This window comes from Promicromonospora sp. NPDC057138 (genome assembly GCF_042670845.1).
In the GTDB taxonomy this organism is placed as follows: Bacteria; Actinomycetota; Actinomycetes; order Actinomycetales; family Cellulomonadaceae; genus Promicromonospora.
In genome coordinates, this window is the sequence record NZ_JBHUUX010000107.1 from 1 (window position 1) to 10,711 (window position 10,711).

The following is a 10,711-nucleotide window of genomic DNA, read 5'->3' on the forward strand; positions in this document are numbered from 1 at the left end:
GTCGGTTGCTTCGAGATCGGTCCGTCGATGGACCGATCTCGAAGCAACCGACCGAAGTCGGCGATCTCCTGCTGCAGGGGACCGAAGTGGATGCGGGCTGGCGCGGACAAGTTTCACCCTCTTGTTTGGAAGATGCGGCACCCTCTGACCTGCACATTTTGTCCCCAGTGAATGCATATGGATCAGATATGGGGGATAAACCAGTTGTGGGCGCTGTTCAGGTTGATCACACTCGGTGTCGGGTAACTGCTCAGGAAACACACCAACACGGGGGTTGGCGATGTCCGAGGCACGACTGCACCACCTTGTGATCACCCGGCTCGAACGACGCTGGCTGGGTGTCGCGGTGGCCGTCGGGTTCACGGCGTCCCTGCTCGTCGCCGCGGCACCGGCACAACAGTCCGCCGAGGCGGCCGCGGTGCCGCAGGCCACGGCGGGCGAGGGGCCGACAGATCGGCCCATGCCGGAGGGCGTGCGGCGCGCCACCGCCTACGCGGAGGACGAACGCCCACCCGTGGTCCCGGAGGGGGTATCGGCGGCTGGCGAGTCGACGAAGGTCGCCGCGGGCGAGTGGCGCACGCTCACCTCCCCGGCCCGCACGCTGGCCGCGGCCGCCGGCTTCACAGGCCTCGACCTGCGTCCGGGCTTCCTGCTGGGTGACACGTCCGTCGTCCTCTACTTCGACGAGGGCGACGTCGACCCGGACTGGACCGCCGCCGTCGTGCGGCTGTACGAGGGGGACGACCAGACCGAGCAGGAGTCCGTGCGCCTGACCCGCGGGGAGCTGGAGGGGCCGCGGTTCTGCGGGAGCTCCGACTTCTGCCGCTCGTTCGGGCGCGACGACGGTTGGGAGCTGGACCCGGACAAGCGCTACTTCGTGACGGTCGCGGCAGTGCTACCGGGAGGCGACGAGGTCGTCTCCGAGCCCTCGGGCACGTCCCGGCCGCGCGCGACGATCCTGCCGCCGAACATCCCGGACGACCAGGCCGCCGGCTGCGGGTGCGAGAACGCGCTGGCGCCGACCGCCGTCGGGCAGGCGAAGCGCGGGGTGGGCGTCAACACGGGCACCGGCGCGTTCGTGCGGGTCGAGCGGGACATGCAGATGGCGTCGTTCGGGATCCCGTTCGCGAGCGCGCGCACCTACTCCTCGGCGAACAACCGGCAGGGCCCGCTCGGCGTCGGCTGGGCGTGGTCCTACGACATGCGCGTCATGCGGACGGACGACGGCGTGATCGTGCGCGCCGAGGACGGCGCCGAGGCGCTCTACACGCCGGACGGCGACGGGTACACGCGTCCGCCGGGCGTGCGCTCGAACCTGAGGCGGGACGGCGACGGCTGGGAGCTGATCACGCCGCAGCAGGTGACGTACGAGTTCGGGGCCGCCGGCCGGCTCTCGGCCGTGCTCAGCCCGCGCGACGACGGCGTCCGCCTGGCCTACGTCGAGGTCGACGACGGCGGCAGGGACGTGGACCGCGACGAGATCACGATCACCGACGCCTCGGGGCGAACTGCCGTGGCCGAGCTCGAGGACGGCGTGATCACGCGGATGGTCCTCCCGGACCGCCGCAAGGTGCAGTTCGAGTACACCGACGGGCTGCTCACCGAGGTCGAGGACGCGCGCGGGAACGTCTGGCAGTACCGGTACGACGCCGACGGGCGGCTCGCCGAGGTCGTCGACCCGCACGAGGTCGTGGCGGTGCACAACGAGTACGGCGCCGGCGGGCGAGTGGTGGCGCAGCGCGACGGCGTCGGCGCGGAGATGACCTTCGCGTGGGACGCCGAGAAGCAGGAGGCGCGCACCACCGACGCGGACGACATCTCGGTCTACGACGGCTACCACGGCAACGTCCTGCTCTACAGCCAGCGCAGCACGGGCGACGCCGACAACCACCGCTACAACAAGCGCCTGGACCGCAACCTCGTCGTCAACGGGAACCAGTACCAGCACGTGGTGCGGTTCGACCCGCAGGGCAACCCGACGCAGGCGGTGGCCCCGCAGGGCTTCGACGAGAAGACGAAGTACGACGACCGGAACAACCCGATCGAGTACACGGACCCCAACGGGAACGTCTGGAAGAACACGTACAACGAGTTCAACGAGCTGGTCCGCAGCGTCGACGCCGAGGGCAACGACGTCAAGCACGTCTACGACGACCGCGGGCTGCGCACGTCCACGACCGACCAGCGGGACAAGGTCACGCGGTACGAGTACCTGGCCGCCGGCGAGGACGAGGAGAACGCCGGGCTGCTGTCCGCCGTCGTCTCGCCGGAGGGGCGCCGCACCGAGTACTTCTACGACACGACGGGCCGCCAGGTCGCGCAGACGGATCCGCGCGGCACCGCCGACCCGCGCGAGCGCCGGCTCTACACGACCGAGACGCAGTACGACGAGCAGGACCGCGTGGTCCGCGTGGAGGAGCCCGGCAAGCACCGCGGCTGGCGCAGCGTCTACGACGACGTCGGCCGCCTGGTCGAGGAGATCTCGCCCGAGCGCGTCGTCACCGAGTACGGCTATCTCGACAACGGCCTGCGGTCGCGGGTGGAGGCCGGCGGCAAGGTGATGACCTACGGGTACACCGACGCCGGGCGGCGCGCGTCCGAGAGCGTGCAGATGGAGGGCGCCGACGACCTGACGACGTCGTACACGTACGACGCGAAGGGACTGGTCAAGACCGTGACCTCGCCGCGCGGCAACATGCCGGGCGCGAACAAGGCGGATTTCACCACCGAGTACTTCTACGACGCGAACGACAACCCGATCCGGATGCGCATGCCGTACCCGGGCGGCAAGCACGTGGACCGGGACATCAAGGTCGATGCGCTGGACCGCACCACGGCGTCGATCAACGAGCTGAACAAGACCTCCAGCTTCGAGCGGAGCAACACCGGGCAGGTCGATTCGGTCACCGACACCAAGGGCCGTACCACCACGATGGGGTACGACAAGAACGGGCGGCAGACCAAACGCACGGACGCGGGCAAGAAGACGACCCGCACCGAGTACGACGCCGCGGGCAACAAGGTCAAGGAGATCTCGCCGACCGGCGGCGTCACGACGTACGCGTACACCGACGACGGCCTGCTCGGGTCGGTGACGGAGCCGCGCGGCAACGTCGAGGGAGCCGACAAAGCCCGGTTCACCACGCGGTACGAGTACGACCTGGCGGGGAACCGGGTCAAGGAGATCGACCCGCTCGGCAACACGACGTCGACCGCCTACGACCCGAACAACCGGGCCGTCGAGGTCACGGACGCGCGCGGCGGGACCACCTACTACGGCTACCGCGACGACGACCAGGTCAGCTACGTCCGCCAGCCCGACGCGCCGAAGGTGCCGCTGGTCTCCCAGGCCTTCGCGACGGTGCTCAGGTACGACCGTGACGGCCGGGTGGTCGGGGTGAGCGACCCGCAGGGCGGGCGCACGAGCATGACGTACGACGATGCCGGCCGCCCCGAGACCACCACCGACCCGCTGGGCCGGACGTCGCACGTCGGGTACGACGCCGAGTCGAACGCGATCTCGAGCATCACCACTGACCGCAACGAGGACCTGTCCGAGCTGACGGAAGACGAGCGCGCGCAGCGGACCATCACCTCGGAGTACGACCTGCGCGGCCGCCTGACCAGCCAGCAGGTCGGTTCGACGGGCCCGGAGTACACCTACGGCTACGACGCCAAGGACCGGACGACCTCCTACGGTGACCCGCTGGGCGTGCGGACCGTGACGTACGACGACGAGGACCAGATCACCAAGGTGGTCCGCGAGGAGGCGAACCAGCCCGACGAGACCTTCACCTACGGGTACGACCAGCGCGGCAACATCACCGCGCGGACCTACCCGGACGGCACGAAGATCACCTCGACGTACGACGACGACTCGCGGCTCGCCTCCACGACGGCGTCCGGCGGCTCCGTGGGCGGCAACAGCGCGCGTTGGGAGTACGCGTACGACGTCGCGGGGCGCCGGACGGCGACCACCCTCCCGGCCTCCACGGGCCTGACCGAGGAGCGGGTGTACGACGACGCAGGCCGGCTGACCTCGATCGGCACCGAACGTACCGGGGAACCAGTGGACGGCGTGCAGGACCCGGTGTCCGCGTTCGACCTCACGCTCGACGAGGTGGGCAACCCGACCCAGGTCATGACGACGCGCGGCGGGGTCACCGAGGGCGTCGCCTATGCGTACGACGATGCGAACCGGGTGACGGACGCGTGCTATGCCGCGCAGGAGTGCGACCGGTCGAGCAAGGCCGCCGGCCGGATCTCCTACGAGTACGACTTGCGTGGCAATCGCACCGAGCAGAAGCGGACGGGTTCGGCGGGCGACGACCTGACGCGGTACTCGTACGACCACGCGAGCCAGCTGGTCCGGGAGCTCACCGTTGGCAAGGACGCCGGCAAGAAGGGCGTCGAGCGCAAGGACTACGAGTACGACGTGCTGGGCAACCAGACGCGCGCGGGCGACGACCGGCTCAAGTACAACATCGACAACACCCTGGCCGAGGCGACCGTCGGCGGGGTCATGACCCGGTACACCTACGACGCGACGCGCATGCGGCTCGACGCCATCACCGGCGTGGGGGCAGGCGTGAAGACACGGCACTGGTCGTGGGACACCAACGGGTCGCTGGAGAACATCGCCGTCGACACGGTGACGAGCGCGAGCGGCGTCGTGACCAGCCGCCAGGCCTTCACCTACGGGCCGACGGACGAGCCGCTGGCACTGCTGGAGTCCAGCGGCGGGGCCCACGCGTACACGCACGACTGGCTGGGCGGCGTCGCGAACATGCTGTCGCCGGAGGGCCAGGTCGAGGAGGGCTACGACTACGACCCGTTCGGGAACCCGCGCCAGGGGGCGACGCTCGCCGGCGCGGTCACCGAGGCGGTGGCCGGCGGTGCGGCGTCGGGCGACGGGGCGGCAGCGGATGCCGAGCCGGCGGCCGGGCTGAAGAACCCGATGCGGTTCGCGGGCGCGTACCAGGACTCGACCACGGGCGAGGGCAACTACGCCATGCGGGCCCGGAACTACGACCCGGGGACCGGCCGGTTCTCTTCGGTGGACCCGGCCGGCGCCCAGCCGATGGGCTCCTCGCCGTACGCCTACGCGGGGAACAACCCGCTGGTCTTCACGGACCCGACCGGCGAGCGGGAGCTGGAGGGGCCTACCGGCGGCGGCACCACCGAGAGCCCCACCGGCGCAGACACCACCTCCAACCCCAACGATCCCGGTGCGGAGATGGAGGGGCCGAGTGCCGAGGACATCGCGCAGGCGCAACAGCTCGAGTCGAAGTCGATGCTGGACGTCATCCTGGAGGCCGGCGGACAGATCCTCATGGAGTTCCTGGGGATCACCGACCTCATGAGCTGTCTGGACGGCGACCTCGGCGCCTGCGTGATGCTGATCGTGGGCGCGCTGCCCTGGGGCAAGATCTTCAAGGCGGCGAAGATCGGCGAGGCCGTCTACAAGGCCGGCAAGGCCGTCATGGCCTTCTCGGGCGAGCTGAAATGGGCCAAGCAGATCCTGTCCGGCGCCAAGAAGGCGAAACAGGCGGCCGAGGCGGCGAAGGCCGCGGCGGCGAAGGCCGCGCGGGAGGCGGCGGCGAAGGCGGCGAAGGCGAAGGCCGCTGCTGATGCGAAGGTCAAACAGCTGGCGGCCGAGGCAAAGGCGAAGGCGCGGGCGCAGGCGTCCAAGAAGAAGGCCGAGACCTCGAAATCGGGTGATTCGGCGAAGGTCGACGAACCGGCTCCGAGCTGCCCGGTCAACAGCTTCGTGCCGGGCACGCTGGTACTCCTCGCCGACGGCACCCGCAAGCCGATCGAGGACGTCGAACCCGGTGACGAGGTCTTGGCGGGCGGTGCAGCGACCGGTGACCTGGCGGGCGGACGCCTGGTGACCGCACACATCACCGGCAGCGGTGAGAAGACGCTGGTAACTGTCACCATCCACGACGACGACGGCGACAAGGAAAAGATCGTCGCCACGGACGGGCACCCGTTCTGGGATCCCGAGAAGCGCGACTGGGTCGACGCGATCGACCTCCGGTCCGGCGATTGGCTCAAGACGAGTTCGGGCACCTGGGCTCAGGTGGCGGACGTCAAGGTCGAGCGTAAGCGCGCGGTGGTGCACAACCTCACTGTGGACCGCGACCGCACGTACTTCGTGGCTGCAGGCTCGGGCGACGCGGCCGTACTGGTCCACAACGAGGACCCGATCTCCATGGAAGAGGCGCTCGATCGGGCTGCGGCCCACGTGCCGGGCAATCCGAGGTCGATGATTTCTTCGACCGGTGGGGTGCAGTTCTTGAGCACCTCGATAGAGGGCGGCGACAGGGTGACGCGGATCGCAAGATTCGATATCAACCCGAATTTCTCCCATGTGCAGCGCCTGGGTCCGCACCTCAATCTTGAGACGCAGATCAATGGGCGCAGCGTCACCAGCGGCCCACTGGCTGACCCTCATACTCCGATCGACCCGTCGACGATCAGGCCCGGAGACTGCTAGAAGGTCGGCAGAATGGAGGCGTGGTGTTGCTCGCAGCTGTGAAGAACGAATCGACAGGCGAACTGGAGATACGCGCCGATGGTCCTGGGCTCGTCGCCCTGGCGACACGGCTCATCTCTGCGGGCTACCTACAGCTTGATGGCGTGGACGATCCGTGGCCGTACGACCACTCGCTCGATCGGATCGAGGTCGTGGTCGGTCCTGAACGGTTGACGATCACAAGCCTTGACGACCGCCGAGTGCTTCGGTTCTCGGGCACGGCTGATCGTCTGGCGATTCTCGCCGCGAACATGCGCGACCTCGCGTCTACAGGATGTGCGGGAGACCACCTCCACATCGAATGGTTCCCCGAGCACTACTACCTCAGTGAAGATTCGGAGGCTCTAGTCATATCGTTCGCAGGATGACCGCTCCGTCCATGAGTGGCGTCGGCCAGGTTCGCTGGTCAGGCCACCTCGACGTGTTTGCGGGCCGCCTCGACGAAGTCGAAGATGGCCTGCCGGGACACATCGCGGGCGTCCTTGAACTCCTCTGCCGGGATGCGCAGGGTGAGCCGGTCGACGCTGTCGATCGCCTGCTGCGCCAGTCCGATCAGGTGCGGCGACTCGGTGACGAGCTGGACGCGGAACATCGCCTCGAGAGCGCTCGTCCGCAGCCGGTAGGTCTCGTAACGGATCGCATCGGGGTCGGCGCTCTGTTTCTGCTCATGGACTGCGTACCAGCGGTCGATCTGCGCCCGGCGCAGGCTGACGAGCGCGCCGCCGTACGTCGTGTAGGCGCTGACGCGTTCCTGACGTAGCCGTTCGCCGCGCTCGAAGCGCTCGGCGTCTGCCCGTGTCCGCCGTTGGAAGTAGTGGGTCGCCAGCGAACCCAGCAGCGTTCCGACGACGGCGACCACGCTGGTCACGATGATTTCCACGGGCCGCAGCGTACCTGGACCTGCCAGGGCCGCAGGCTGACGGGCAGGATCAGTCGTCGTGCTCGGTTGCCCCGAAGAAGTGCAGTTCCCCCAGCCAGCGGACCGGCTGGCCGGCTGGGAGCGGGTCCGGCACCAGGCCGGGCAAGGGCACTTGGGACCAGTCGATGAATGAGCGGCCCTCCGCGGTCTGGCGCACCGCCTCGCGCAGCTCGCCTCCCTCACGCCCGACGCCGGGAACGTGCGTCCAGACGCCGCACTCGTCGTCCAGGCTCGGACCGCTGTGGGCCAGCCAGGTGTCGAGGTAGCCGTCGACGGCGGTGCGCACGGCGTCCGGATCGTTGAGCAGCCAGACCCAGCCCTTGGTGCTGCCGCTGTGCCCGACCAGGTGGGTCATCTCCAGCAGATGGAAACCGTGGGGATGGTAGGTGCCGAGGCTGGCCGGCGGCTCGGGGAGCTCGGCGTCCGTCAGCTGTTCGATCCGGGTCTTCGCGATGTCGTCGTAAGGATCGAGACGGAGCGCTTCCTGGTAGGCGTTCGCCGCGGCGTCACGCTCGCCCATCCAGTGCAGGGCGCACGCCCGCGCGAACCATGCCAGGTTGGAGGTGCTCTGCAGGGCGAGCGTGCGCTCAGCGGCCCACGCGGTCCTGACCGCCAGGTCCCGGCCCTGCTGATCGTCCTCGTCGAGCCCAGCGGGTGGGTTGTGCTCGTACTCGAAATGGTCCACGCCGGTACCGAGCTCGTCGTTCAGGTGTGCCCGTAGCTTTCCGAGCTCCAGGAGGGTCAGACAGGTCGCGGTGGTGACGTCGTCGGGTGCGACCGCCTGGATGGCGGCGTACGCCGCCCGGATCTCCGCCTCGTCGTCCTCCAGATCTTCGACGATGTCGTGCTCGGCCGCCTCCCAGTAGTACTGAAGGTACGAGCCGGCGTCCCTGCGGGCTGCTTCCAGGTCCGATGTGCTGTTCATCGACACCGGAGCCTATTGGTCGCGCGGGCCTGGGCCCAGGGAATGGGCACGTCGCGGCGCGGGTTCGGTCAGGCATGGAGCTTCAGGTGGTGCTGCCCGACGAGTCGCCGACGATGCCGGCCCGCACGCTCGTCGAGCTGGCCCGGGCGGCCGAGGACCTCGGGTACACGACGGCGTGGCTGCCCGACCATGTCCTGCCGCCCGGTGAGTACGGGCGGACGTTCGGCGGCGTGTACGAGCCGCTGGTGACGATCGGGCACCTGACGGCGGTCACCGAGCACCTGCGGTTCGGCACGTCGGTGCTCGTCGCGCCGCTGCGTGACCCGTTCGTGCTCGCCAAGCAGGTCGCCACCCTGCACCAGCTCTCCGGCGGCCGGGTGATCCTCGGCGTCGGCGTCGGCTGGAGCGTGCCGGAGTTCGCCGCCGTCGGGGCGGACTACCAGCATCGCGGCGCCGTCACGGACGACACGCTCGCGCTGCTCCGGCACCTGTTCTCCGGAGGGGCTGCGCCGTACGAGGGCCGACGGTTCTCGTTCGAGCAGGGCGTGTTCGCGCCGGTGCCCGAGGGGAGCGTGCCGATCATGGTGGGCGGGAACAGCGACGCCGCCCTGCGCCGCGCGGCCCGCTACGGCGACGTCTGGCAGGGCATCCCCGCCGACGCCGGCGCCTTCGCCGAGCGCGTGGGCGCCCTTGCCGGGCTGGCCTCCGGCCGCGACGTCGTGCCCGCCCTGCGGATCGGTTGGGGCGGCAGCACGCCGGTCGAGCAGGTGGCGGACGCCGCGCTCGCCTACCGCGAGGCCGGGGCCGCCCAGCTCGCCGTCCACTTCGGGGACCACGAGGGCACCGCCGAGCGCATGACGGCACTGGCGAACGCGGTGGCCGGCCGCTGAGCAGCGGCGCCCCGCTCGACGTCCGGCGACGTCAGGCGTCGTCAGCGGGCGGCCGGCGCCGCCAGGCGGTCCAGGGCGGCGACGACCAGCGCCTCGACGCCGGTCTCCAGGGTCGGGTGGGGCACCGGCGCGAACCGGGGCGAGTGGTTGGAGGGGATGTCGCGGTCCGTCGTGCCCGCGAGGTGCGCCGCCTGGAAGGCTGCCGGGTCCCAGCCGCCGAGCAGCCAGTAGACGATCGGCACGCCCGCTGCGGTGGCGAGCAGGCCGACGTCCTCGCTGCCCGACACGGGGCCGGGGTCGATGACGCGCTCGGCCCCGAAGTGCGCGGCGAAGACGCCGCGCGTGCGCTCGGTCTCGGCCGGGTCGTTGACCACGGGCGGGAACGAGTCGCGGGTCGTGACCGTCGGCGGCTCCGGGGCGCCCGCGGCGGCGGCCTCGCCCTGCACGATGCGTTCGATGGCGGCCAGGACCCGGGACCGCACGGCGTCGTCGAAGTAGCGGACGTTCACGCCGAGATACGCGTCCTCGGGAATGATGTTCTCCTTGGTCCCCGCCTGCAGCGTCCCCACGGTGACGACGGCGGCGTCGCCGGCCGCTACCTCGCGCGAGACGATGGTCTGCAGGCGCATCACCGTCGAGGCGGCCATCACGACCGGGTCGACGGTGGCCTCCGGCCGGGAACCGTGTCCGCCCCGCCCGACGAGGCGGACGTTCACGACGTCGGTGCCCGCGAACGCCGGGCCGGCGTGCACACCGAGCAGACCCGCCGAGACGGGCGCGACATGCTGCCCCAGCACGATGTCGGGGTGCGGCACCCGGTCGTACAACCCGCCGTCGACCATGGCGGTTGCCCCGCGGCCTAGCTCCTCCGCCGGCTGGAAGACGACGACGAGCGTTCCCGACCACGCGGAGCGGCCCTGGGCCAGCACGTCGGCGGCGCCGAGGAGGGCGGTCACGTGCACGTCGTGCCCGCACGCGTGCATGACGCCCGACTCCACGCCGTCCGCACCGGTGGCACGCACCGTGCTGGCGTACGGGAGCCCCGTGTCCTCGGTGACGGGGAGCGCGTCCATGTCGGCGCGGAGCAGCACGCACGGGCCGTCGCCGTTGCCGAGCACGCCCGCCACCCCGGTCTCGCCGACGCCGGTGTGGACCACGTACCCGAGGGCCGCCAGCCGTTCGGCGACGAGGGCCGCGGTCCGGTGCTCCTGAAAGGACAGCTCCGGATGCTCGTGCAGGTCGACGTAGGTGTCGTGCAGGCCCGGCAGCATCGAGGCCAGCGGCGCCAGGACCGCGCCGACGTCGGGCCCTGCGTCGAGTACGACATCGGGCACGACATCGGGCTCAGTATCGGGGACCACCGGGGGGACCGTCACGCGTCCACGATGCCACCAGGGATCGCGGACGGCGCGGGCGCGGCCGGGCCCCGCCGGGCC

General features: G+C 70.3%; 6 protein-coding genes. 3 read left to right on the plus strand and 3 right to left on the minus strand.

What is annotated here, in order from left to right:
• Nucleotides 1-280 precede the first annotated feature (280 nt).
• Complete coding sequence (locus tag ACFT2C_RS28185; RefSeq protein ID WP_377210415.1) at nt 281-6,502, plus strand: polymorphic toxin-type HINT domain-containing protein; 6,222 nt, start codon at nt 281-283, stop codon at nt 6,500-6,502.
• Between the two features lie 20 nt (nt 6,503-6,522).
• Entirely contained in the window at nt 6,523-6,909 is a 387-nt protein-coding gene (locus ACFT2C_RS28190; RefSeq protein ID WP_377210416.1) for a hypothetical protein, read from the plus strand.
• 38 nt (nt 6,910-6,947) lie between these two features.
• Here ACFT2C_RS28190 and ACFT2C_RS28195 read toward each other — a convergent pair whose 3' ends face one another.
• The gene (locus ACFT2C_RS28195; protein WP_377210417.1) at nt 6,948-7,400 is read right to left on the minus strand and encodes a hypothetical protein; all 453 of its coding nucleotides are present in this window, start codon (nt 7,398-7,400) and stop codon (nt 6,948-6,950) included.
• 70 nt (nt 7,401-7,470) lie between these two features.
• Nucleotides 7,471-8,385 (minus strand): hypothetical protein, encoded by a 915-nt coding sequence (locus ACFT2C_RS28200; protein WP_377210418.1) that lies wholly within the window; start codon nt 8,383-8,385, stop codon nt 7,471-7,473.
• Between the two features lie 74 nt (nt 8,386-8,459).
• Between ACFT2C_RS28200 and ACFT2C_RS28205 the strand changes: the two genes are divergently transcribed.
• A complete protein-coding gene (locus ACFT2C_RS28205) occupies nt 8,460-9,275 on the plus strand; it encodes a TIGR03619 family F420-dependent LLM class oxidoreductase (RefSeq protein ID WP_377210419.1) in 816 nt (271 codons plus the stop codon).
• 41 nt (nt 9,276-9,316) lie between these two features.
• Here ACFT2C_RS28205 and ACFT2C_RS28210 read toward each other — a convergent pair whose 3' ends face one another.
• Nucleotides 9,317-10,546, minus strand: a complete 1,230-nt coding sequence (locus tag ACFT2C_RS28210; RefSeq protein WP_377210420.1) for an amidohydrolase — start codon at nt 10,544-10,546, stop codon at nt 9,317-9,319.
• Nucleotides 10,547-10,711: the final 165 nt, after the last annotated feature.

What these genes read in the sequence shown, in the direction of transcription:
- ACFT2C_RS28200 (WP_377210418.1), bottom strand. Translation starts at nt 8,385, where the DNA reads ATGAACAGCACATCGGACCTGGAAGCAGCCCGCAGGGACGCCGGCTCG.
- ACFT2C_RS28185 (WP_377210415.1), top strand. Translation starts at nt 281, where the DNA reads ATGTCCGAGGCACGACTGCACCACCTTGTGATCACCCGGCTCGAACGA.
- ACFT2C_RS28205 (WP_377210419.1), top strand. Translation starts at nt 8,460, where the DNA reads ATGGAGCTTCAGGTGGTGCTGCCCGACGAGTCGCCGACGATGCCGGCC.
- ACFT2C_RS28210 (WP_377210420.1), bottom strand. Translation starts at nt 10,546, where the DNA reads ATGCTGCCGGGCCTGCACGACACCTACGTCGACCTGCACGAGCATCCG.